This window comes from Pseudoalteromonas aliena (assembly GCF_038155085.1).
In the GTDB taxonomy this organism is placed as follows: Bacteria; Pseudomonadota; Gammaproteobacteria; order Enterobacterales; family Alteromonadaceae; genus Pseudoalteromonas; species Pseudoalteromonas aliena_A.
The window spans coordinates 39558-64006 of sequence record NZ_JBAKAU010000016.1; the positions used below are offsets into that span (position 1 = coordinate 39558).

Consider the following 24449-nt stretch of genomic DNA (forward strand, 5'->3'; position numbering starts at 1 on the left):
TCCCAACTAATAGCCGATTATGAAGACATTTTTCACAATGTGTTACACAAAATAGCGTTATTTTGTAGAAAGTTATTAATTGAAAATGTTAATTTAGCTTAACTATATTGCTTTGAATTGGCGCATGCTATTTTGCGTAATACTTTTTAATGGAAAACAAAAATGAAAAAGATTATTGGTTTTAGTGCTATCGCACTTGCAGTTTTAAGTGGTTGTTCAAATACAGCTTCGGTTTCAGTGGCGCCTCAGGCCTCTTTACTATCAGATACGTTAGTTGTAAGCCCTAACGATAACCGCGAATATAAAACACTTAAGCTGGCAAACGACATTGAAGTCATTTTAGTGTCAGATCCGAGCGCTGAAAAATCAGCAGCGGCGCTAAGCGTTGGTGTTGGTTTACTACACGACCCAATGTCGCAACAAGGTATGGCGCATTATTTAGAGCACATGCTGTTTTTAGGCACAGATCGCTACCCAGACACAAAAGGGTATTCTGATTTTATGACCAAAAATGGTGGCGCGCACAATGCTTACACGTGGCTCGATATTACCAACTACATGTTTAAAATTAATAACGACGCGTTTGATGAAGGGCTAGACCGCTTTGCTGACTTTTTTAAAGCGCCTAAGTTATACCCTGAGTACACAGACAAAGAAAAAAATGCAGTAAACGCAGAGTGGTCAATGCGCCGCGAAATGGACTTTTTTGGTCAATTTAAACTCGCGCGTAAAATGATGGGCGATCATCCTGCTAATCGTTTTTTAATCGGTAACCTAGAAACACTTGGCGATAAAGAAAACAGTTCACTTCATAAAGAAACAGTTGATTTTTATAATAAATATTACTCTTCAAATATTATGAAAGTTGCGCTTATTTCTAATTTATCGATTGCTGAAATGCAGAAAAAAGCGCAAAAATACTTTGCTGATATAAAAAATAAAAACATCGAAAAACCTACCGTGACTGCAAAACTTGATTTTGATAATGCTGGCGCAAAGCGTGTGTTTTACGCACCAAATGAAGATGTAAAACAGCTGCAACTTGATTTCACCATTGCTAATAATAATAGCGAATTTGCACTTAAACCAAACCGGTTTGTAGCGTATTTACTAAGCAATGAAATGCCGGGCAGCCCAGCGCAACTTCTTCGTGATAAAGGGTGGGTGTCTCAGCTTTCAGCTTCAGCTGCACCAAATCAATATGGCAACTACGGTTCGTTAAATGTAAATGTAGAGCTTACAGATGAAGGCATGAAAAATCGTAACGAAATAGTTGCGACTATTATGCAGTACATCGATTTAATTAAAAAAGAAGGCGTTGATAGCAAGTACTTCAACGAAATTCGTACTTCTCTTAATAACCAGTTTAAGTTTTTAGAAAAAGGTGATGAGTTTAATTATGTAAGCTCGCTTACGCAAAGCATGCAAGACTATCCGTTAAATCACGCCATTAATGCACCTTATTATTATGCAAAGTTTGACGCTGATGCTGTAAATAATGTACTTGAGCAGTTAAATGCCGATACCCTTCGTATTTGGTATGTATCGCAGCAAGAAGAGACAGACTCACAACTACACTTTTACGACGGTAAATACCGCATCAGTGACATTAATGAACAAGAGATTGCAAGCTGGAAAAAACCAAGCGAATTTAAGTTAGCACTACCAACAGTAAATAATTTATTGCCTGAAAATTTTGCAATAAAAACTCAAGCATTTAAAGAGCAAAAACACCCAGAACTTGCTTACGATAAAAAGGGTGTAAAAGTATGGCGCCAAGCAAGTCAAAAATTTGCAGAGCAACCAAAAGGGCTTGTTGAAGTTTATATAAATACTCAACCAGGTTTAAACGATATTAAAGCAGAAGTTTTATACTCTGTTTGGGCTGATTTATACAATACTCAACAAAGTCAGTTAAGTACTGAGGCAGCAGTCGCGGGTATGAGTGTAAGCTTAGCACCAAGTAATGGGCTTGTTTTATCTATGAGTGGTTTTACAGATAAACAAGATGTATTGCTTAAACAAGCTTTAACCGGATTAAAAGCCGATGAAACAGCACAAGCATTTAGCCAAGCAGTAGATCGTTTTAAACGTAATTTACTAAACCAGCAAAAACAGTTTCCGTACGCACAAGCATTTGGCGAGTATTCAAAACTAACTCGTACAGGTGGCTTTGATACAGATGCGCTTATTAAAGCCGCTGACTCATTGAGTGTTGCCGACTTAGCACAATTAAAAACAGCTACGTTTGCACAAAACGATTTACGCGTATTTAGTTACGGTAACTACAATCAACAAGATATAGACGCAATTGCAGAAGAGCTAAGCGCAGTACTACCAAGTAATCATAAGCGCAGTGAATTTGCGCGAAGCAAAGCATGGTTGCCACAACCGGGCGAAACGCTGGTACTGCAAAAAGATATTGATGTAGCCGATGTAGCTGTGGTTGATATGACCGTTCATCCAGTTGCGGGTTACAAGCAAAAAGCAGAAGCAGCTGTATTACAAAGTCACTTTAGAACTGTTGCGTTTGATAAAATGCGTACTGAGGAGCAGCTTGCATACGCAGTAGGCGCGTTAGCTCGTCCAATTGAAGATTACTCTGCAATTGGTTTGTTTATACAAACACCAGTTAAAGGACCTAAAGAAATACAAGCTCGTTTTGATAAGTTTAAAAAAGAATACGCAGTTGAACTTGATAACATGAGCGAAGAGACGTTTGAGCAACTTAAAAATTCAACCCTTGTATCACTTAAAGAGCAGCCTAAAAACTTAAGCGACGAAATGAGCCCACTTATAAGCGATTGGTATCGTGAAAACTTTACCTTTGATTCTAAGCAAAAGCTGATTGATGAAGTTGAAAAAGTAACGCTTGCAGATATAAAAGACTACTACAAGCAAACAATGCTTAACCCTAATGCAGCACGTTTAAATGTGCAGTTACGCGGGACTAAGTTTATAGAAAGTGACTTTGCTGATTTACCAAATCAAACTAAAATCACAACGCTTGATGCCTATTACAATGGTATTAAACTACAAAAATAAGCTTTATTTATGCAGCTAAAAATAAACCCCAATGTATTACTACATTGGGGTTTTTATTTTTTAAGCTAATTTAAGCCATTATTAAAAAGCCTATTACGGCAAGTGCCGCAGCAATCAGTGTATATGGCAATTGTGTAACGGCATGGCTCATTAAGTTACAACCAGAACCTTGCGCTGCGAGTACGGTTGAATCTGAGTAAAAACACGCTTGGCTACCAAAAGAAGAAGCAGACAAGAGCGCACCAATAACCAAAGGTATGTTTGCATCAACCGCATTTGCCAGTGGCATAACAATCGGAATTGATACAGCAAAAATACCCCAACTAGACCCTGTTGCAAACGCTAAAATAGCCATCGAAATAAATACCACAGCAGGTAAATATGCAGCGGTCATATAAGGGCTTAAACTGCCAATAACAAATTGAGGTAAACCAATTAAGTCGCATACATCTTTGAATATAAACGCCGCTATAACAGTACCAATAGCGGGGATCATACTTTTAAAGCCATCAAGCATACGTTCAATCATTTCACTTACGCTCATTAACTTTTGTAGCGCATAAAATGGGAGAGTGACCGCCATTGTTGCTAGTAAGCCTTTGTATACGTCTATTTCAAAGTAAACAGTAAATGCAACCAGTAGAATAATCGGTACTAAAAAGTTGCGTAATTTACCTTTAGGGTCGGCATCTTCAAAGCTCTCTTCTACGGCTTTTACTGCGTATTCATCTGCTGTTTGAACATCACAGTATTGGGCCGGGTCGACTTGAGCTTGCTCAATTTTCGCCATTTTTTCAGCTTTTTTCATCGGACCAATAGCAGGAATAACACCCAGCACAACAAGTAAAACAACAAGTACTGCAAACCACGCGTAAAACATGTACGGAATAGCTTGAATATAAACAGCAATACCTTTGCCTTCTTCAGCAATACCGTTATCTACCAATAAGCCACCAAAAAATACCGCCCAGGTAGATAAAGGGACAAGTACACAAATTGGTGCAGCAGTAGAGTCAACAACATAGGCAAGCATCTCACGGCTGACTTTAAATTTATCGGTAATGCGTTTCATGGTTTCACCCACGGTAAGCGCATTTAAGTAGTCATCAATAAAAATAACTACACCTAAGCAAAAGGTCATAAACAAAGATGAGCGTTTACCTTTAGTGTGTTTAAGGGCTAACTTGCCAAAAGCCGATGCGCCACCTGTGCGCACTAATAGCGCGATTAAAGCGCCGAAGCCACCACATACAAGTATTAGCCAGCCGATGGTTTCGTCTGTCATCACTTTTAGCGATGTACTCGCAAAGTTAGTAAGTACTTGTGCAGGGGAGGCTATAACTAAACCAACTAAAGCACCAATAAGTAAAGATAAAATAGGGCGGCGTAATACAACAGCCAATACAACTACCACCAACGGTGGCAGTAAACTTAACGCAGAAGGTTCAAGCATTTAAGTATTCACAAAATTAAAAGCACGGATAAAAATTTAATTAATTTTCAAGCTGCTTATACAAAAACAAAGAAAATAATAAGTTTGTTAATAAATCATTTTCCAAGTCACTGCTTTTGTACGCGCGGGAGGGTCACTAAATGGTTATGTTAAATTGCCGTTTTAATGAAACGCGTTGGCTTTGGCGCCAGACGGTGCAAGGAGTGCAAACCGCTATTGTTGTGCCTGTAAAAACATCAGCGCAAAATTAATCTGCTTTTTAATTTCAGTCAATAAAAATTTATGTGCATAAATAACTTTTTTATGGATACTTTGAATGAGCGCCGTACTTAAAACAAAACGTTTATTGCTACGCTACGCAAATTAGCACGATGCAGCCATGCTACTTACTTTGGTTAATCAGTCTAATTTTATCAAGTATATTGGCGATAAAGCCATTTATACGCTTAGTGATGCCAAAAGCTATATTGAGCAGTCGTTTACGGCACCTCGTAAACATCAAGGGTTTGGCCCTTATATTATTGCTTTGAGTAGCGGCGAGGTAGTGGGAATAGTTGGTTTTTATAAACGCTCAGCACTTCAACATCCCGACTTAGGCTTTGCACTTCTATCCGGTTATAAAAAGCATGGCTATATTTTTGAAGCGGCTAAAGCCTTATTAGTAAATAAGCACACACTTGGTATAAATCAGGTAAGTGCTATAACTGCGGCTAATAATAAAGGTTCACAAAATATGCTATTAAACTTAGGCTTTAAAAAGGTAGGCAAGGCGGTTATTAATGAGGATAAAACCGCCTTTGATATATATTGTTATTAAAGTCGTGCTTGCTCTATCGCTTTAGCCACATCTAAATTTATGTTCTGCCAAGTCTGTTCAAGTGTGGCGACTAAGCCATCGTAGCCGTTGTGTTCTATGGGGACTACGTTTGAAAAATTATGAATACTAATTAAACGTCGTCCGGTTTCTGGATGAGTGTAATATAAGCGCCAAAGTCCTGAAATGTCAGCATTACCTTGTAAGTCACCATTAAAATGATGAACTTCGTATTCAAGTTCATAAAATGTTTGTTGATCAAGCTCTGTAATTACAGGCAACCCTTTTATCACCATCCAATTAGGCATGGCATTAAACAAGGTCTGCTGTGCACTTGCAGTTAGCATTGAATCAGGCGACTCGCCCCATAAGTTGTAATTAGCAGCATGAATTTGGTTGTTATTTATTTTCATAGCAATGCCCAAATTATTTAGCGCTCCTCTAAGTACAACGGTTTGTACTCTAAGCTGTGCATCTGTGGCCATTACATTTCGAGACGATGCACCAATGGGCTGCTCAAATTGATAATACTGTGTTGCAGTTTGTATTGATGAACTACAACCTGCCAATAGTAATAATAAACTTGCAGTTAAAAATAACGATTTCATTATTGCTTCCTTGGTTGTGGGTCAGCGGGTAGCGACTTGTCAAAAATAAGCATGTTAGGTTGCTCGTTTAAACCACGAGTGAGTGGCTGCAGACCTTCACTTAAACGTTTAAACTCTTTGAGTGTTTGTTGAATTTGATGATGAAGTTCTGAGCCTGATTGGTAACTGGCCATCGTTTTATCAAATTGGCGCATAGTTACTTCAAACTGCTCCATACTTTTAGTCATTTTTTCAAAGTTACGGTTAAAATCGCCAGGTAAGTTTTGTGTGTCTTTTTGGCTCAACAGTTCGCGCATTTCATTGGCAAGCGATTGGTAGTCACTAAATGTTGCTTGCATTTGCGCTAAGCTATCCTCAATTTTTAAGCTATTTACCTTATTCAATACATCAGATACTTGGTCTGCAAGTACTGTAATACCGCTAGATATGCTCGGAAATACATCATATTGTGCAAGCTTATTTAGGTTAGCTTTAGGTGCATCGGGGTAAATATCAAAATCGACGTACACAGCACCTGTCAATAAATTACCTGGTTTTAAAGAGGCGCGCATACCACTTTTTATCCATCCGCTTAGGCTGCTTTGCCAAAACTCTTTAGCTGCAGTGCTATCGTAATATAAACGACCGTATTCAATTTTAATAAGTACTGGAACCGCTGTGTTGTGGTTTTTAAAATGAGCAGGCTTACCATTTACTATTACATTAGCAGGTGCTTCGACTACGGTACCAATGCGTGTGCCACGGTACTCAACTGGTGCACCTGGACGAAGACCGCGAATAGACTGTTCAAAATTAATAATATAGTAATCAAAATCATAAAAACGCTCTTCTAGAGCATCTTTGTAGCTTTGGCTTAGCGAAAAACTATGCCCATCATGCGCTATTTCACCGGGAGTTTGCTGTTCAGGTAAACCAACTGATATACCGCCTTTTAAAAGCTTGCTCAAAGAGCCTGTGTTTATATTAATACCATCAGCAGAAAGATCGATTTCTATGCCAGCGTTAACCCAAAAAATAGAGTTCATAGTTATCAAGTTTTGATAGGGTTCTTTAATAAAAATACCGTATTTCATTGCTTGGTTTTTCCAGTCAAATGTGGCAGTTTCTACTTGTCCTATTTTATAATTTTTGAAAAATATACCAGTGCCTACTTCAAGTACTTCAGCGTTGTAACTCATTAACTTAAACCGCCCCCCTTTAACATCTTTACCAATTAAAGCGGGTTCGTCTTGCAGTTCAAATCGTTCTTTTAGTTCTTCACTTTCACCAGGTGAAAACTCTAAATACACCCCCGAAAGTAGTGTACTCATACCGCTTATTCCTGTTTCATCAATGCGGGGTTTTACTACCCATATTTTGGCATCTTCAGTGAGTAATGAATCGTAGTTTTTATCTATTTGGGCGCGGGCAATAACGCTGTCTTGTGTATCAGAAAGTCGAATGTGATCTATTTGACCTATTTTTACACTGCGTACTTTTATTTCAGTTTTACCTGCAATAATACCTTCTGCTTGAGGCATTTTTATATAAATAGTAGAGCCTTTATTTACCTGATATTGATAAAGCATCCACATACCAACAAGCAGCGCAATAACCGGAATAATCCAGATGGCGGAAATTTTCGGTTCTTTTGTAACGTTTGCCATCTCTGTCATACTTTTGTCTCTGAAGTTTTATTTTTAGGTGAATCCCACAATAAACGAGGATCAAATGCGTGAGCTGCCATCATTTGGCATATTACCATAACTGTAAAAAATACGATGCCAAGCCCAGGAGTGACCGACATTAAGTTACCTAATTGCACTAATGCAACCAGTATAGCAACAACAAATACATCTATCATTGACCATTTGCCAATAAATTCAGTTAGTTGGTAAATTTTTGTATAGCGTTTTGTATGGCAATTTGCGGGCCTTGCAACCATAAAACATAAAAAGCTAAGCACAAATGCTTTTGCAAGAGGGACAACTACACTGGCTAAAAAGATAATAGCAGCAATAGGGTATGAGCCACTTCCCCAAAGCGTAATAACACCACCAATTAAGGTCGAAGGTGATTCATCACCCAGGCTGGTAGTATGCATAATAGGTAATACATTGGCTGGAATATAACAAACTACTGATGTTATTAGCCAAGCCGTGGCTTTTTGTACACTATAGGGGTTTCTTACGTGTGTTTTTGTATGGCAGCGCTGGCATACATCGCCAGTACATAGTTGATGGCACACATGACACGCTTTTATATTTTCGTCTATTGCGCGTTTAGCATGCTCAGCACCTTTGAGTTCTTTAGCAGGTTTTATTTGAGCCCAAAGCCTGGGTCTATTTAAATGAGCGAGCGCTGCTATATATAAAATTACAAACCCTACATATGCCCAAAAGCTTGTTCCAAAACTAATATCTGCCAGCGACATAATTTTAACCATACTGACAAGTACGCCAATTAAAAATATTTCACTCATAATCCAAGGCTCAAGTGAAAGGGTCACTTTTAGTAACCGCCTAGCAATGCCTTCAGGGAGCGTTTTTAAAACGCCTAAATGCAGAGGGATCAAGACTACAAGTAAACTCATTGGTAGCGCAATAATGCTCAAATCAATAAATAAACCCAGCAGCTCACTGTCGTAATTAAATAAGATGCGTGCAGCGTCGGGCAGAGTGATCGTTTGGGTAATTCCGCTACTGCTAAATGAAATAAAAGGATAAAACATGCTGCTAAGCAGCATTAGCAAAGCGCTAAAGCTCAGTGCAACGATACGATTGTCGTGATTAACGTCAGCTTCGCAAAGTTTATGTTGGCAATGAGGGCAAATAGCCATTTGTTTTGCGACTATGCGAGGTATATCGATGATTAGGTCGCAACAGGGGCATACAGTTTGCAATTTAATACCAAGCTAGAAGAATATTTCTTCAATTTTGCTATATTTAGTACATTAATACAACGCGTTCTGATAATAAGCGCTTTAGCGGCCAAACAATTTAATATTGTTTGGCAGTGTTTTTAATCAAACAAAGCTACAGTTTGGCGTGTAAGGGCTATTAACTCTCCTGATTGCGACCAAATACAGCCATCTTCTAATCCGTAACCACCTTTTGAGTGATGAGTAATAGCCTCAAAACCCAGCCATTCACCAGGTTCTAAATTCGGTGATTGAACAAATTCTAAATACCACGACATACTGCTTGCTGGTGCGGGTTGTTTAAACATTTGTAATAATGTGGGTGGCCATGCATCGGTAAGAGCAATTACATGTGCTTCTGTTATTTGCTCTGGGGTATGTTTAAAACGCATCCAACCACCTAAGTGAGAAGTTTCTGCTCCACTAAATGGCATGGCACCTTGCTGCGGGCATAAATCAACATGTTGGAAGAATTCAGGCATCTGACCTTTTATAAATGGTAGTGTATGACGTTCGTCAGCTGGCTTTAAACTTAAAGACTTTGACACAGGTACATTAACGGCCGATTCTCTGTTTTTTGCAAAACATGCTTGTACTATTACACACACTTGTTCGTTTTGAATAGCTTTTGCAAGTACTTGAGTACTGTTTTTTCCTTCTCGGAGTATTTCAACAGATAAAGAGAATGGAGTATCGGCTAGTAACGGACCAACAAAATTAGTGCTTAATGAAAGTAAACGGCGCTCTTTATTTACTTGCCCTCTGATTGCTTGATATAAAAGCGCTGCAGAAAGTCCACCAAACGCCGTACGACCTTGGCACCAATTTGCCGGAAACTGCATTGTTTGGTTGTTTTTATCTGATTGTGATTTGCCAAGGTGTGTTGCTTGGCTAAGTAATTGCTCAAAATGCATGAAGAAGTCCTTAAATAGTGCAATTTAATAAATTTATAACACACCTAAACTTGTCAGACCAGTATTTAAAACCACCATCAGCGGCGCAAAAATCACCATTCCTTATAAAAAATAGGGTTATTTGTTAAATAAATCACAAAAAATGAAATTATTTTCATTTTTACAGTTGAATTAAGTTTGGCGCATCCCTATTTACTAGTCATCGAACGTATTAACGAATAAGAAGTTGGAGAAATTTCATGGGTAAAATTATTGGAATAGATTTAGGTACTACAAACTCTTGTATTGCAGTACTTGATGGTGACAAAGCACGCGTAATTGAAAATGCGGAAGGCGATCGCACAACCCCGTCTATCATTGCTTATACGCAAGACGGTGAAACTTTAGTAGGTCAACCAGCTAAACGTCAAGCGGTTACTAACCCAACAAATACATTATTTGCAATTAAACGCTTAATTGGTCGTCGCTTTGAAGACGAAGAAGTACAGCGTGACATCGGTATTATGCCGTTTAAAATCATCAAAGCTGATAACGGCGATGCATGGGTAGAAGCGGGCGGCGAAAAACGCGCTGCACCACAAATTTCTGCTGAAGTACTGAAAAAAATGAAAAAAACTGCTGAAGACTTCTTAGGTGAAGAAGTAACTGAAGCTGTAATCACAGTACCAGCATACTTTAACGATTCACAGCGTCAAGCAACGAAAGATGCTGGTCGTATTGCGGGCCTTGAAGTTAAACGTATCATCAATGAGCCAACTGCTGCTGCTCTTGCTTACGGCATGGACAAAAACAAAGGCGAAAACATTGTTGCAGTATATGACTTAGGTGGCGGTACTTTCGATTTATCAATCATTGAAATTGATGAAGTCGAAGGCGAACACACATTTGAAGTACTTGCTACAAACGGCGACACTCACCTAGGTGGTGAAGATTTCGATAACCGTGTAATCAACTACCTAGTAGCTGAGTTCAAGAAAGATCAAGGTTTAGACTTAAAAACTGATCCTCTTGCAATGCAACGTGTTAAAGAAGCTGCTGAAAAAGCAAAAATTGAACTTTCATCTGCACAATCTACAGAAGTTAACCTTCCGTACGTAACTGCTGATGCAACAGGTCCTAAGCACATGAACGTGAAATTGACACGTGCTAAGCTTGAGTCACTTGTAGAAGATTTAGTTCTTAAGTCAATTGAGCCTCTTAAACGTGCGCTAGCTGATGCTGATTTATCAGTAAACGATATCAACGATATTATTCTAGTGGGTGGTCAAACACGTATGCCACTAGTGCAAAAAACAGTATCTGAATTCTTTGGTAAAGAGCCGCGTAAAGACGTTAACCCTGATGAAGCAGTTGCAGTAGGCGCGGCAATTCAAGGTGGTGTTTTAGCGGGTGACGTTAAAGACGTACTATTACTAGACGTTTCTCCATTATCTCTAGGTATCGAGACAATGGGCTCAGTAATGACTGCGCTAATTGAGAAAAACACAACGATTCCTACTAAGAAATCGCAAACTTTCTCAACAGCAGAAGATAATCAGTCTGCGGTAACAATTCATGTGTTACAAGGTGAGCGTAAGCGTTCAAGCGATAACAAATCTCTAGGTCAATTTAACCTAGAAGGTATTCGTCCTGCACAACGTGGTACACCTCAAATCGAAGTAACATTTGATGTTGATGCTGATGGTATCTTACATGTATCAGCTAAAGATAAAGATACAGGTAAAGAGCAAAAAATCACGATTCAAGCGTCTTCAGGCTTAAGTGATGAAGAAGTTGAACAAATGGTTCGTGACGCAGAAGCTCATGCTGAAGACGATAAGAAATTTGAAGAGCTAGTAGCTGCTCGTAACCAAGCTGATGCAATGGTTCACGGCACACGTAAGCAAATTGAAGAAGCGGGTGATGCACTTCCAAGTGAAGACAAAGAAGCAATTGAAGCGGCTGTTGTTGACCTTGAAGCTGCAATTAAGAGCGATGATAAAGCTGAAATTGAAGCTAAAACTCAAGCACTTGCTGAAAAGTCTCAAAAGCTTATGGAAATTGCACAAGCTAAAGCTCAACAAGGCGGCGCAGACGCTGGCGAGCAACAGCAACAATCTACGCAGCAAGATGACGACGTAGTTGATGCAGAGTTCGAAGAAGTAAAAGACGACAAGTAATTGTTTGCTGAGCTTCTAGCTAACTTAAATACCATGACTCAGTTAAGTGTTTAAGTTAGGATGAACAATTGAGGCGCGCAGGCTAAAGCTTGACGCGCCTTTTGCATGTAAATTAGATGGTAAATCGATACGATTTATCGGTTTATCAAGCAGCCTAGCTGCAAACAGAAAAGAGTAGTGTGATAGATATGTCAAAACGCGATTATTACGAAGTCCTCGGCGTAAGCAAAGATGCGAGTGAGCGAGACATAAAAAAAGCGTATAAACGCTTAGCGATGAAATATCATCCAGACCGTACCGCAGGCGATAAAGAACTTGAGACCAAGTTTAAAGAAGTTAAAGAAGCGTACGAAATATTAACTGACGATCAGAAACGTCAAATGTATGACCAATACGGCCATGCTGCCTTTGAACAAGGCGGTGGCGGCGGTCACGGTGGCTTTGGCGGTGGTGGTCAAGGTGATTTTGGTGATATTTTTGGTGATGTGTTTGGTGATATTTTTGGTGGCGGCGGTGGCCGACGTCAATCTCGTCAACAACGTGGATCTGATTTACGTTACAACATGGACTTAAGCCTTGAAGAGGCCGTTCGTGGCAAAGAAGTTGAAATTAAAGTACCTACATGGGTTAGTTGTGAACCATGTGATGGCAGTGGTGCAAAGGCAGGTTCTAAACCAAAAACATGTCCTACATGTCATGGTGCAGGGCAAGTTCAAATGCGCCAAGGTTTTTTCGCTGTTCAGCAGACATGTCCTACGTGTCAGGGCCAAGGTCAAATTATTTCTGACCCTTGTAATAAGTGTCATGGTCAAGGACGAGTTGAGAAAACTAAAACGCTTTCGGTTAAAATTCCAGCTGGCGTAGACACAGGCGACCGTATTCGTTTAACTGGCGAAGGCGAGGCCGGCATGCATGGTGCGCCTGCAGGTGATTTGTATGTTCAAGTATCAGTACGTGAACATAAAATATTTGTGCGTGAAGCTAACAATTTATATTGCGAAGTACCAATTAGCTTTACGACGGCTGGTCTTGGTGGCGAAATTGAAGTGCCTACACTTGATGGCCGTGCAAAACTTAAAATACCTTCAGAAACACAAACGGGTAAAATGTTCCGTATGCGTGGAAAAGGTGTTAAGTCTGTGCGCAGTGGCGCTCAAGGCGATTTAATTTGTAAAGTTGTGATTGAAACGCCGGTCAATTTAAACGAGCGTCAACGTGAACTTCTTAAAGAATTAGAAGAAAGTATGGGCAAAGATAGCTCAAAGAACCGCCCAAAAGAGCAAGGCTTTTTTGATGGCGTTAAAAAGTTTTTTGATGACTTAACTAAATAGTTACCGGCAAGTAGTTTATAAAACGGCGCTTTTTAGCGTCGTTTTTTTTGCTTAACACTTTTTAATGTATTAGTTTATAACTCCATTACTCATTTGATTTAATATTATGACACCCGCAATTGAGTTACTTAAAAAACGAAACATCGCATTTGATGTACTTAGTTACGAACATGATACTACTAATAATAATTATGGCTGCGAAGCGGTTGAAAAGCTTAACCTCAGCAGTATACAAGTTTATAAGACTCTAGTGCTTGAAACACACGAAAACCTACTTATTGTTGCAATTACACCTGTTGCTCAGCAGGTTAATTTAAAGCAATTAGCAAAACTTTGCGGCACTAAAAAAGTAGTTATGGCTATGGCGCAAAGAGTACAGGCAAGTACCGGTTATATTTTAGGAGGAGTAAGCCCTCTAGGTCAGAAAAAGCGCCTTACCACATATATACATAGTAGTGCGCTGGACTTTGACACTATTTATGTTAGCGCAGGAAAACGGGGATTAGAACTGATGCTTTCACCTAGTGATTTAGCATTGATAACCAATGCTAAATTTGGTGATTTTTAAGCTTAAACTTGGTAATAAAAATGTAGGGAATAGATAGAAATCACAAGGAAAGAGTTTGCTGCTTTAAGTATTATTAACTACATTAAACAAACCTTAAAATACTTTCTATTGTGGCTACGCATATGAATTTTACAGACGTAAATTACTTTGCAATATTTATAGCTGCACTTTCTTCTTTTATGCTTGGGGGTATTTGGTATTCAAAATTACTTTTTAAAAATGCCTGGTTAGAGAGCATTGGTTTAACAGATCTTGATTTACAATCAGCGAACCCTAAACTTATCTTTGGGGGGAGTTTTTTTCTATCATTTATAGCTGCGCTCTTTTTGTCGCTATTTTTAGGTCAAGAGGTTGGTGTTGGTGAGAGTATAGGAACTAGCTTTGCTATAGGCTTATTCTGGGTTAGTAGTTCTTTGGGACTGAGCTATATATTTGAGCAGCGACCTTTAAAACTATTTTTAATTAACAGTAGTTACCATGTCTTACAATTTTCGCTAATGGGGCTTATTTTAGGTATGTGGCCTTAAACCGACTTGTTTTAGCTTACAACAACTGAGCACGGCTCAAGTTAGGTATCATTGATTAGCGTGAAAGTTAAATTTGATCCTTATTTATTAGTAAGGTAGCTTTACATAAACCCATTAAGTAATTGGTAAAAATACTGATGAAGATATTAGTTGTTGATGATATGCCTCTTATGCGACATGTACTAATTAATATGCTTAGAAAGCTAAAGTACAACGATATCGTTGAGGCAACCAATGGTCTACAAGCATTGGATTTATTACGAGGCCAGCATTTTGATTTAGTTATTACCGACCTTCATATGCCAAAGATGGACGGTGTTAATTTGCTTGATACTATCCGCAAAGATAAAGATCTTGCCGAACTTCCAGTCTTAATGGTTACTTGTGAGGACAATGCAGATACAGTTAAACAAGTTATTGCAGCTAAAGTATCAGGGTTTATTGTTAAGCCTTTTAATATGAATGTATTATCATCTCAGCTAAGCCGTTTCTTTTTTAGAGATGAGTAATTTTTAGCAGTTATAATAGAGACATACTTCCCTTATCATTTGTACCACAGGACGTAATGGCAAAACCTAATAAAAAAGGCCCTACTAAAACAGTCGATATTTTTTGCTCTGCTTGTAAAGCCCCTTTATTTAAATATAGAAAAGGAGGCAAGGGAGCATTAGTTAAGTGCTTTAAAGAGCGTATTCGCCAGGATTTTACACAAGAGCCCTGTATTTGCCCTAACTGCAATCGGCCTTTTGCCCGAGAGGCGATTATTCGTGGTGCGCCAGCCTATAAAGTCATTGGTGGCAAAGTAACCTTTAAATAACTCAAATACAGTAAAACTTCTTCATACGGACATATGGCCTTGTTAGAATTTACCATATTGATAAGATCGCTCGGTTTTGCTGTTTCAATGAATGAAAAAACACCCTCCCCATGGATTGGGCCAGTTTTTTGGGTTTTTTAACGGATAAAGGATCGTTGCGTGATAGCACTCTTATTTGACATCATAGGTATGACAGGTACTTTTTTAGTAGTTGGGTCATTCTTTTTACTTCAGCTTGGTAAAACATCTCCAACCAGCTTAGTTTACAATATGATGAATTTAACAGGGGCAATATTATTGTTAATTAGCCTATGTTACAACTTTAATTTAGCGAGTTTCGTAATTGAAATATTTTGGATAGCCGCATCATTAATTGGCTTATACAAATATATCAAAAATAAACCTGAATTAGCTGTAAATTAAGAACATATTAATTTTTTAAAGCTAAATAAGCGCTGCAAGCATCACTGTTTGCGGCGTTTTTTGTTTTTTATTTAATTTAAAGTCATAAACGAAATAAAACGCATTTGTTAACAAGAAGTTTATATCCCTACACCATATAAGTGGTTACACTAGCGCCCTTAAAATTATTTAGGCTATTTTTACGGGCAGGCCATGTTTTTGTTTTCAAAAAAAATAATAACTTTATGTTTATTATTAGTTTTAATTTTAGTTTTAGTTGTTACATTTTGGGTTGGACGCACTCATGATGTAGAAAAAGCAACAGTTCAAGCGCAGCGTCAGGTTACTCAATTAAACGATTATATTGATACTGAACTCGCTCGTTTTTCAGCTATTCCTCAGCTACTTACTTACAATCAGTTAATGATTGAATTTGCAAACGGCGATCAAGCCCATTACAACGCCATAAATAACTACTTAGCTGATATACAACAAGCCAGTGGTGCATCTGATATATTTGTACTTAATGCGCAAGGTACAGTGACAGCAAGTAGTAACTGGCAAGCCGATTACACATTTTTAGGTAGTAATTTTGCCTTTAGGCCTTACTTTAAACGTGCATTTGCAGGTGAAAAAGTTGCGTACTTTGCACTAGGTATGCGTTCAAAAGAGCGCGGTATTTATTTTTCGCAGGCTATTTATCACGACAACAAAGCGGTGGGTGTTGTGGTTCTAAAAGTAAATGTAAGCAAATTTGAAAACGACAGGGAGCTTTTAAATACATCTAAAGGTAGCCACTTTTATTTAGAGCTTAGTGATGATGTAATTGCGATGTCTGATATGCAAACATGGCGTTTAAATAGCTTCAGTGAGTTTGATATAGCAAAGCGACGTAATATAAAATTACGCCGCGCTTATTTAGAGCATCAACCTGTATATATTAAGCAATTTCAATATAAGAGCCAGGGTATTTCGCATTTTAAAATTAATAAAAACCTTTATGTGAGGGCGACAAAACCACTGCGTTACTTTAGTGCACATATGAACGTACTTGTTGATATTACAAAAGTAAATTCAGCTCAATTAATACGCTTGTTTTGGGCATTTAGTATTTATGCTTTAGCTATGATTGTTGGTTATAGTTTACTTGCTCGTTTTGCAGGTTATAAAAAGCTAGTTTACTCAAGGCATAGTCTTGAGCGAAAAGTGATTGAGCGCACACAAGAGCTTGAGAAAACGCAAGTTGCATTAGTTCAATCTGCAAAACTTGCAACAATTGGGCAGTTAAGTGCAGGTATTAATCATGAAATAAATCAGCCCCTTAGCGCTATGAATACTTATCTAGCAAGCGCCAAACGTTTACTCGCTAAACAAAATTACACCGCATTGGCCGAAAGCATAACTGTGGTTGAGGGGCTTGTAGGTCGTGTACATAAAATAGTTGGTCAGCTAAAGCACTTTAGTAAGCCATCACAAACTCAGTTAAGGCCTTACCCGTTAGCTGGTTTATTAAATAACGCCTTGATGATCGCCAGCTCACAACTAAAGCAAGATAACGTACATGTAGAGCAGCCTAATTTAGATAGTGGGTTAATAGTGTGGGTTGATTCACTTAAATTTGAGCAAGTGTTGGTTAACTTAATAACCAACGCGAGCCAAGCTATGAATCGCGCAATAATACGTAAATTAAGTTTTAATGTTGAGTGCTTTGATAACCGAGTTAAACTTTCAATTTTAGATACAGGGCCTGGAATAGAGCAACATGCTTTTGGTAATATTTTCGAACCTTTTTATAGTACTAAAGAGAGTAACGGCTTAGGCCTTGGGCTATCTATTTCAAAACAAATTATCGATTCGTTTAATGGCTCTTTAAGTGCGCACAATCGACTGCAAGGTGGGGCTGAGTTTATAATCAGTTTATCAAGCACGCAGGATAAAACAGATGATTGAAAACTCACCGTGTAAGAACATCATTGTAGTTGATGATGAAGCGATGATCAGAGATTCATTAAAGCAATTACTTACTCTCGAAGGCTATACAGTTGAGTGTTTTAATGATGCAAGTACTGCACTAACAAAGCTTAATCGACGTTTTATGGGCGTTGTACTGAGTGACATAAATATGCCTGCAATGGATGGGCTTACTTTACTTGAGCAAGTCACGGCATTTGATAGTGAACTGCCGGTTATATTTTTAACAGGGTACGCCGATGTAACTATTGCTGTTAAAGCTATGCAATTAGGCGCGTATGACTTATTTGAAAAACCAGTAAACGAAACATTACTTGATTGCATAGCAAGAGCCTGTGACAAGCGTAGCTTAGTGATTCAAAATCGTGCACTAAAACTTGCGGTACAAAAAACCTCAGCGCCGGGTGTACGAATACTGGGTGATACTCCTAAAATGCAAGATATGATGCATTTACTCAATACGGTTATTGATACCCCTGCTGATGTAATGATTGAAGGTGAAACTGGCACGGGTAAAGAGCTAGTAGCGCGTTACTTACACGATCAAAGTATTCGCTCAGCAAGTAATTTTGTGGCTATAAATTGCGGCGCTGTGCCTGAGCAGTTGATAGAAAGTGAGTTATTTGGTGCTGCAAGTGGTGCCTATACCGGAGCAACTCACACTCGTAAGGGAAAGTTTGAATTTGCACAAGGTGGTACCGTTTTTTTAGATGAAATAGAAAGTACCCCAATGTCGTTGCAGGTTAAATTATTACGCGTATTAGAGGAGCGAAAAGTAACTCCTGTAGGTGATAATAAAGCAATTGAATTAGATATAAGAATTGTTGCAGCTACTAAAGTAGATTTGCTTTTATTAGTTGAAAAAGGTGAATTTAGAGCAGATTTATATTATCGACTAAGTTTGGTAAAAGTAGATATACCGCCACTTAGAGCTCGAAAAGCAGATATAGTCTTACTGTTTAAGCATTTTAGCTCTATTGCAGCGACACGCTATCACAAGCCGCCAGCACCTCTTAATAGCGAAATACAACAGCGACTATTAGCGTACGACTGGCCTGGTAATGTAAGGGAGCTTAGAAACCAAGCTGAGCGCGCGGTTTTATTAGGAGTAGAACTTGCTTTTAGTGTTAGCAAAACGCAGGCTAAAGGTGAGCTCTCTCCCGACTTAAGCTTATCTGAAAAAGTTGCTTTTTATGAGCAGTCATTAATAGAAGAAGCCCTAGAGCGTAACCATGGCAGTATTAAAAATACTATGGATACACTGCAAATCGCTCGTAAAACCCTTTACGATAAAATGAGTAAATACAATTTAAACCGCGACATGTTTATTGACTAAATAGTGTGGTTTATGTGACAACTTCGTTTTTTTGATGTGTGGGAAACCGCACATTCACTCTCTTTTTTATACGCGGCACCCATTAACCATCTGAAATTTAATAGTATTTTATCATTGGCAGTAAAGTTGCTCTATTAGGTCTGACAACAAGTAGAATCTAATAACTAGGACACATAATGATAAAGTTTACACACTCTACTATTTTACTCACCTCAATAAGTAGCTTGGCTTTTTACTCGTACACGGCTTGCGCTACTGAATATGACGTTTATGGTAAAGCCGAAGTACAAATTGCTAATACAGATACGGGTATCATGCGTTACGCAGAAGAGGGCACGCAGATTGAAGCGCCATTTTCGCGTATTGGCATTCAAGGGCAACACAAATTAAATGAATATTTAAACGTTGTTTTTAAATACGAAGTGCAAGTAAAAGGGTTTGAGCAAGATGACACCGAAGAGCCATTTAGTGCAAGGAATACATATCTTGGTTTAAAAGGTCAATTTGGCGAGCTTGTAGTGGGAAGAAATGATACTCGCTTTAAATACTCTGAGGGTAAAGTTGATAACTTTAATGAAACCCAAGGTGACATAGCCCAAGTTATTGCAGGGCAAGATAGACTTGGTGATACGCTAACATACACTTCTAAGTATTGGCACAATACCCAGTTTTCGTTTACTTACGCTCCAAAAGATGACAACAAAGATAATGAAGCTGGATTTGCAGCAACCTTTATATATGGTGATCGTAGCTTAAAAAACACCTCATATTACTTATCATTAAGCCATGTTGATTCTCTCAATAATATTAATGCGAGCCGAATAGCAGCAGCCTATAAGTTTGAACAATTTCAGCTTGGTGCACTGTATCAGCATTCTGAATCAACAGATGGTATAAAATCAGGTAACGGTTATGTTTTAAGTGCAAGCTATACGCTTGATAAATGGGTACCTAAATTACAATTTGCTAAAGATGACTCAACACTTCGTCAAGCTTCTGAAGCAACACAATGGAGCACGGGACTTGATTATGTATTTGATAAGCAAACTACATCTTATCTTTTATATACTGACCTTAATTTAGAAGAACAAGACGACAGTAGTGTTGCGCTTGGTCTTAAATACAAATTTTAGAGGCCTGCCATGACAGATAATATACTCACACAAGAACCAGGTAAGAAAAGAAATTTTCAGTGGCTTTTTTTAATATTAGGCCCTTTAGTAATGCTATTAACATGTTTACTCGATCCACCAACCGGTATGTCTGTAGCCGCATTTAAAACCGCAGGTTTAGCATTTTGGATGGCATCGTGGTGGGTAAGCGAGGTAGTGCCAATTCCGGTAACTGCTTTGTTACCACTCGTAATATCACCACTTGCTGATATAGCAGCAATTAAAAGCGTGGCTGCGCCGTACGCACATCCGTTAATATTTTTATTTCTAGGTGGTTTTTTAATTTCCATTGCTATGGAGCGTTGGGGGTTACATAAACGTATTGCACTAAGCACTATGTTATATGCGGGTAAAAAACCAAGTTTGCAAATTTTAGCCATGATGTTGGTAACCGCATTTTTGTCGATGTGGATGTCTAATACGGCTACAGCCGTAATGATGCTACCTATTGCAATGTCTATTACGCATTTAGTTAAGCAATCAGACCCGAGTAATGAAGGATTTGGTAAGGCTTTACTGTTATCAATCGCTTATGGTGCAAGTATTGGTGGTATTGCTACTTTAATCGGTACTCCGCCTAATGCATTAATGGCTGCTTACTTGTCAGATAGCTACCAAATAGAGATTGGTTTTGCACAGTGGATGATTGTAGGTGTGCCTCTGTCTTTAAGCATGCTAATTATTAGCTGGGTTTGGCTTACTAAATTTGCATATAAAGTAGATGCTAATGTTAAAAACGATCAAAAAATTGATACAAAAGCGGTATTTTCAACGCAGTTAAAAAGCCTCGGAGTAATGCAACGTGCAGAAAAAGGCGTATTGTTTGTATTTGTACTTGCTGCACTTTGTTGGATATTTAGACCTTTATTAGGTGATATAACAGGCCTTAATATTTCAGATACTACAATTGCAATTGCAGCTGCATTGCTGTTATTTGTAATGCCAGCTAATAAAGACAAAGATGAGCGTATTCTTGATTGGCATCATGCGTCAGAGGTTCCTTGGGGCGTACTACTTTTGTTTGGAGGCGGATTAACTTTAGCATCGCAAATAAAATCATCAGGTCTTGCTGATTTTATTGCCCAAATGATAGAAGGTGTAAGTACTATTCCACTTGTTATGAGCGTACTTGTTGTTGTGGCATTAATTACGTTTTTAACGGAGATCACGAGTAATACAGCAACTGCTGCTGGCTTTCTTCCTTTGTTAGGACCCGTTGCAGAATCTATAACAGGATCGCCACTAGTATGGGTTATTCCTGCCGCTATTGCATGTAGTTGTGCGTTTATGATGCCGGTAGCGACACCACCAAACGCTATTGTGTTTGGCTCAGGGCAAATTCAAATGCGCGATATGATAAGAGCTGGGTTTGTGCTAAACATTGTCGCCATTGCTCTAATAACTCTGGTAACAATGACGATTGCAGCTCAGATATTTGGCTTTTAAATATATTAAAAAACTCCAATAGGTAAGAGCAGCTCAAGAATGTATTTGGGTTGCTCTATATCCGTATTTATCATGACTTTATATCGTTGTATGTAGAGATTAGTGTTATTGCTCAAAAAACAGAACAAGGTTATAGTTTAAGGTAACTTTTTAAATCGAGTAATCTATTTTGAGCACTGACACGTTACAGGCAATGCCTATAATTCCCCAATTTGATGAATTGCAAAAGAGCTTTCTCGAAACGCCTTACTTGCCAATTGACAAACGTCTCTTTTTATTGAAAAAACTCCGTGTACGTATTGTTGAACTTGAGCAAGAGCTAGTGGATGCTGCCTCAAAAGACTTTGGTTACAGAACCGCTTTCGATACCTTACTAGGCGATATATTACCAACGATTCAAACACTCGCGCATATTATTAAAAAATTGCCAAAATGGGCAAAGCCAAGTAATCGCTCTGTAGGTTTAAGCTTATGGCCTTCAAAAGTAAGTGTTAATTACCAGCCAAAAGGTGTGGTTGGTATTATTGCACCGTGGAATTACCCCATTCAGTTAGCGTTAGTACCTGTGCTTACTGCCATAGCTGCTGGTAATAGAGTCATGCTCAAATTAAGCGAATTCACACCTCATACAAACGCCGTTATCGAAAAAATATTTAAAGATGATATGCAAGCTCATTGTAAAATAATACTAGGGGGGAGTGATGTTGCCGCACAGTTTTCATCATTGCCATTTGCCCATTTATTATTTACGGGTTCTACGAACGTAGGTAAATTAGTAATGGCTTCAGCGAGTCGCAATTTAACGCCGGTAACGCTCGAACTCGGTGGTAAATCGCCAGTTATTATTACGCAAAATGCCGATATTAAAAAAGCGGCGCAAGCTTTACTGTTTGGAAAAATGGCCAATGCAGGGCAAATATGTGTTGCACCCGACTACGTATTTGTACCCAAGGAGCTTGAGCATCAGCTTATTCAGCAATTATGCGAGCTGTATAAAAAGCACTTTAAAGACGGTGTTGAAGGTAAAAACTTAACCTCTATTATTAGCGATGCACACTATAAACGTTTGGCAACCTACTTAGAGCAAGCCCAAGAGCTTGGCGCAAACATCATCAAGCCACTTGAACACAATCAGCAAGACGAAGAAAAACACCGTATAGGGCTGCATTTAGTGACTCAAGTAACTGACGAAATGCAGCTTATGCAAGATGAGTTATTTGGTCCAATACTACCAATAATGAGTTATGAAAAGCTCGATAGCGCAATTGACTATATTAAAGCCCATCACCACCCATTAGCGCTTTATATTTTAGGTCAAGATAAGCACGCTCAAGAATACATTATGAAGCAAACAATCAGTGGCACTGTGGCAATAAACGACACGCTAGTGCAAGTAACCGCTGACGATGCCCCTTTTGGTGGCGTAGGGCATTCAGGGATGGGGTATTATCATGGTATTGAAGGTTTTTTAACATTTAGCCACGCTAAAAATACACTCGTATCAGGGTCTTTTAATCCTCGTATTATTATGTTGCTTAAGCAAAGTGAGTTTATAATTAAGCTATTAAGATGGCTTTATATAAAATAATCGAGAATATTAGATCATTTAAGGCTGGATTACGGTACGTAATTCAGCCTTAAATCTATGCAAGAGGCTTTAAAATAAACGCCCTTCACCGGCATAAGTTCCTGCTTGTATTTTTGCATAAATTGCATCAGCTTTTTCTTTAGCCTCTTCAATTTCTTTTGGAAGCATTTTTCGTTCATCAAGTTTGCGGCTATGGCTTGCTTGCATATTGCCGTTGTATTCAGCAATAGTGTTCCAAATGTATGACTTTTCTAGATCTTTAGGCATGCCTAAGCCTTCAAAGTACATTAGCGCTAAATTGAATTGTGCTAAAGAGTAATTGTTCGCAGCCGCTTTTTCGTACCAGTTACGTGCTGCTTCATAATCGCGTGTAACACCCACGCCATTGGAATACATTACACCTAAATTAAACTGAGCCGCAGGTAGGTTTTTATTGGCTGCTTTTTCAAATAAGGTAACAGCCATTTGATGATCAAGTTTCACGCCTTTACCTTCGTCGTATAAAACAGCTAACGCAAACATTGAATCCGGGTGGTTCTTTTTGACGCCTTGTTGATAAAGCGCAGCTGCTTTGCGGTAATCGCGTGTTACACCGTATCCACCTTCGTATAATTTAGCTAGCTCGTAAATTCCTGGCGCAAAGCCTTTATCTGCAAGGTATTGGAATTCTTTTAGGGCGACTGCAAATTCACCTTCGTTAGCTGCTCTTATGCCATCTTCTAATGTTGCATGAGCGAAAGGGCTGGCCAGTAAAACGCCAGCAAGAACGAGTGCTTTGAGATTAAACTGTGACATATAAATGCCTCCAATTAGTAATAGTTACGATAGGTTTTAAGGCCAGTATATCTTGCCGCGATTAAATAGCGCATAAATAGAGCAAGTTTTAATCTCGAAAGGTAAACAGACTTTAGTTAAATGCTAAATAATTAAATTTTTGCACTATTTGCGCATTTTAAACGTTTAATACTCAATGCACTTAAGTAGAGACTAAATCGGTTATTATAAATAGATGCAAAAAAGGGTGTCTACTGTTATGTTTTACGCCAGCTTTAACGTAAACGCAAGGCGATACCTTATCAGATCGTGCGTATAAAATGTAAATAACAGCGCGGTGGTCTTTTAAGGTAAGTAAACGAGTTTAAGAAGTGTAAGATACAGATTTTATAGAAAATTTAAAGAAATAAAAAAAGCCCGTTAGGGCTTTTTTGAGTCATATTAACCGTCACTAATATGAGCAATGTAGCAAGTAAATGTGATATTTGATGTTATTACTTGGGTCGAGTAAGTAATAACACGAAGCGGCACGCTCTTCTTTTAATGTGTCAGCATCCTTGCTGTATATTCTTCCATAGGCACTGAGGTCGTTACACTGTGTTTATGCGAACGATTATCAGTTAGT

Annotated in this window: 20 protein-coding genes; 14 read left to right on the plus strand and 6 right to left on the minus strand. The window is 38.6% G+C overall.

From position 1 onward, the window contains the following. The first annotated feature begins 162 nt into the window (after positions 1 to 162). Positions 163 to 3045, plus strand: a complete 2883-nt coding sequence (locus V6260_RS14430; RefSeq protein WP_341594844.1) for an insulinase family protein — start codon at positions 163 to 165, stop codon at positions 3043 to 3045. Between the two features lie 70 nt (positions 3046 to 3115). Here the strand turns inward: V6260_RS14430 and V6260_RS14435 are convergent, their stop codons facing one another. Next, the gene (locus tag V6260_RS14435) at positions 3116 to 4498 is read right to left on the minus strand and encodes a Na+/H+ antiporter NhaC family protein (protein WP_341594845.1); all 1383 of its coding nucleotides are present in this window, start codon (positions 4496 to 4498) and stop codon (positions 3116 to 3118) included. Positions 4499 to 4877: 379 nt separating this feature from the next. Here V6260_RS14435 and V6260_RS14440 point away from each other — a divergent pair, with 379 nt between their 5' ends. Further along, on the plus strand, positions 4878 to 5315 hold the full coding sequence (locus tag V6260_RS14440; protein ID WP_341594846.1) for a GNAT family N-acetyltransferase: 438 nt from the start codon (positions 4878 to 4880) through the stop codon (positions 5313 to 5315). Here the strand turns inward: V6260_RS14440 and V6260_RS14445 are convergent. The 4 genes from V6260_RS14445 to V6260_RS14460 form a co-directional block, all read right to left on the minus strand. Beyond that, the gene (locus V6260_RS14445) at positions 5312 to 5920 is read right to left on the minus strand and encodes a PqiC family protein (RefSeq protein ID WP_341594847.1); all 609 of its coding nucleotides are present in this window, start codon (positions 5918 to 5920) and stop codon (positions 5312 to 5314) included. The two genes, V6260_RS14440 and V6260_RS14445, sit on opposite strands and share 4 nt — an antisense overlap. Next, complete coding sequence (gene pqiB, locus V6260_RS14450) at positions 5920 to 7575, minus strand: intermembrane transport protein PqiB (RefSeq protein ID WP_341594848.1); 1656 nt, start codon at positions 7573 to 7575, stop codon at positions 5920 to 5922. The genes V6260_RS14445 and pqiB overlap by 1 nt, the downstream gene beginning before the upstream one ends. After that, positions 7572 to 8801, minus strand: coding sequence for a PqiA/YebS family transporter subunit (locus tag V6260_RS14455; protein ID WP_341594849.1), 1230 nt, complete (start codon positions 8799 to 8801; stop codon positions 7572 to 7574). Before V6260_RS14455 ends, pqiB begins: the two co-directional genes overlap by 4 nt. A gap of 119 nt (positions 8802 to 8920) precedes the next feature. After that, positions 8921 to 9733 carry a thioesterase family protein gene (locus V6260_RS14460; protein ID WP_341594850.1) on the minus strand — a complete coding sequence of 271 codons (813 nt, stop codon included), beginning with the start codon at positions 9731 to 9733 and terminating at the stop codon, positions 8921 to 8923. 239 nt (positions 9734 to 9972) lie between these two features. Here V6260_RS14460 and dnaK point away from each other — a divergent pair, with 239 nt between their 5' ends. The 12 genes from dnaK to V6260_RS14520 all read left to right on the plus strand — a co-directional run bounded on the left by dnaK (position 9973) and on the right by V6260_RS14520 (position 23050). Further along, entirely contained in the window at positions 9973 to 11892 is a 1920-nt protein-coding gene (gene dnaK / locus V6260_RS14465) for a molecular chaperone DnaK (RefSeq protein ID WP_341594851.1), read from the plus strand. A gap of 188 nt (positions 11893 to 12080) precedes the next feature. Next, positions 12081 to 13223, plus strand: coding sequence for a molecular chaperone DnaJ (gene dnaJ, locus V6260_RS14470; protein WP_341594879.1), 1143 nt, complete (start codon positions 12081 to 12083; stop codon positions 13221 to 13223). 106 nt (positions 13224 to 13329) lie between these two features. After that, positions 13330 to 13791 (plus strand): Cys-tRNA(Pro) deacylase, encoded by a 462-nt coding sequence (gene ybaK, locus V6260_RS14475; RefSeq protein ID WP_341594852.1) that lies wholly within the window; start codon positions 13330 to 13332, stop codon positions 13789 to 13791. Between the two features lie 122 nt (positions 13792 to 13913). After that, entirely contained in the window at positions 13914 to 14318 is a 405-nt protein-coding gene (locus V6260_RS14480; RefSeq protein WP_341594853.1) for a DUF1761 domain-containing protein, read from the plus strand. A gap of 137 nt (positions 14319 to 14455) precedes the next feature. Further along, a complete protein-coding gene (locus V6260_RS14485; RefSeq protein WP_341594854.1) occupies positions 14456 to 14827 on the plus strand; it encodes a response regulator in 372 nt (123 codons plus the stop codon). A 56-nt stretch (positions 14828 to 14883) separates the two neighbouring features. Beyond that, positions 14884 to 15135: a hypothetical protein gene (locus tag V6260_RS14490; RefSeq protein WP_341594855.1), complete on the plus strand. Its 252-nt coding sequence runs from the start codon at positions 14884 to 14886 to the stop codon at positions 15133 to 15135. 159 nt (positions 15136 to 15294) lie between these two features. After that, positions 15295 to 15558 (plus strand): CBU_0592 family membrane protein, encoded by a 264-nt coding sequence (locus V6260_RS14495; protein WP_341594856.1) that lies wholly within the window; start codon positions 15295 to 15297, stop codon positions 15556 to 15558. Between the two features lie 192 nt (positions 15559 to 15750). Next, positions 15751 to 17487: an ATP-binding protein gene (locus V6260_RS14500; protein ID WP_341594857.1), complete on the plus strand. Its 1737-nt coding sequence runs from the start codon at positions 15751 to 15753 to the stop codon at positions 17485 to 17487. Continuing rightward, positions 17480 to 18844 (plus strand): sigma-54 dependent transcriptional regulator, encoded by a 1365-nt coding sequence (locus V6260_RS14505; protein WP_341594858.1) that lies wholly within the window; start codon positions 17480 to 17482, stop codon positions 18842 to 18844. The genes V6260_RS14500 and V6260_RS14505 overlap by 8 nt, the downstream gene beginning before the upstream one ends. Before the next feature lie 176 nt (positions 18845 to 19020). Continuing rightward, the gene (locus V6260_RS14510; RefSeq protein WP_341594859.1) at positions 19021 to 19977 is read left to right on the plus strand and encodes a porin; all 957 of its coding nucleotides are present in this window, start codon (positions 19021 to 19023) and stop codon (positions 19975 to 19977) included. Positions 19978 to 19986: 9 nt separating this feature from the next. Next, positions 19987 to 21462 carry a DASS family sodium-coupled anion symporter gene (locus tag V6260_RS14515; RefSeq protein WP_341594860.1) on the plus strand — a complete coding sequence of 492 codons (1476 nt, stop codon included), beginning with the start codon at positions 19987 to 19989 and terminating at the stop codon, positions 21460 to 21462. A gap of 169 nt (positions 21463 to 21631) precedes the next feature. Continuing rightward, the gene (locus V6260_RS14520) at positions 21632 to 23050 is read left to right on the plus strand and encodes a coniferyl aldehyde dehydrogenase (RefSeq protein WP_341594861.1); all 1419 of its coding nucleotides are present in this window, start codon (positions 21632 to 21634) and stop codon (positions 23048 to 23050) included. Between the two features lie 69 nt (positions 23051 to 23119). On the opposite strand, the gene V6260_RS14525 is transcribed toward V6260_RS14520, so the two are convergent. After that, entirely contained in the window at positions 23120 to 23845 is a 726-nt protein-coding gene (locus tag V6260_RS14525) for a tetratricopeptide repeat protein (RefSeq protein WP_341594862.1), read from the minus strand. Positions 23846 to 24449: the final 604 nt, after the last annotated feature.